This is a genomic window from Frankia sp. CoWAU3 (assembly GCF_977971855.1).
In genome coordinates this window covers 6,904-7,862 of the sequence record NZ_CDWWXB010000065.1, presented here as the reverse complement: position 1 = coordinate 7,862, position 959 = coordinate 6,904, and the positions used below count along the sequence as shown (strand labels likewise).

The following is a 959-nucleotide window of genomic DNA, read 5'->3' as shown; positions in this document are numbered from 1 at the left end:
GGCGGACCGCGAACCGGCCGAGCACGTCGTGCTCGGCGGCGGCGGCGTCACCGAGTTCCCCCATCGGACCGAGCACCGCGAACGCCCGGCCCTTCCCCCGCATGTCCACCAACGCCTTCAGCGCCGCCCGCATCGACTCCGGGTTCGCGTTGTAGGCGTCGTTGACGACCACCACCCCGGCCGCGGTGGAGGTCACCTCCATCCGCCACCGGCTGCGCGGGCGGGCGACGGACAGCGCCGCGGCGACCCGGTCCGGGGACAGCCCCAGCCGGATCGCGACGGCCGCCGCGGCCAACGCGTTCGGCACCTGGTGCGCGCCGACGAGCCCGAGGGTCACCCGATGGTGCTCGCCGTGCGCCAGCAGGTCGAACGAGGCGCGGCCCAGCCGGTCGACATCGACGGCACCGGCCCGCACGTCGGCCCGTCCACCCTCCCCGAAAGTGATCACTTCGGCCGTCGTCCGAACCGCCATCGCCGCGACCAGCGGGTCATCGGCGTTGAGCACGACGGCCTCGCTCGCGGCCTCGGCAAGCTCGCCCTTGGCCGCGGCGATCCCCAGCCTGCCGTCGGCGTACTCGCCCAGGTGGGCACTGCCGACGTTGAGGACCACCCCCACCGCCGGGCGGGCTACCGCGCAGAGGGTGGCGATGTGCCCCGGACCGCGGGCACCCATCTCCAGGACGACGAACGCCGTGTCCGGCTCGGTACGCAGCAGCGTCAGCGGCAGTCCGATCTCGTTGTTGAAGGAGCCGGGCGCGGCCACCGTCGGGGCGAGCCCGCCCAGCACGTCGGCGAGCAGGTCCTTGGTCGTCGTCTTGCCCGCCGACCCGGTCACGGCGACCACGGTGGCGGCGGCCAGATCACGGACGTATGCGGCGAGCGCGGCGAGCGCCGAAGGCGGATCGGGAACGATGACGGCCGGCTCGCCCACCGAGCGGGCGGCGAGCACAGCGGACGCG

The 959-nt window shown here is 74.8% G+C and carries 1 protein-coding gene; it reads right to left on the bottom strand.

All coding sequences use genetic code 11. The annotated features are described in order from the left end of the window. The coding region (locus AC08ON_RS08405; protein WP_476616739.1) for a UDP-N-acetylmuramoyl-tripeptide--D-alanyl-D-alanine ligase at positions 1 to 959 on the bottom strand (959 nt) is incomplete at both ends.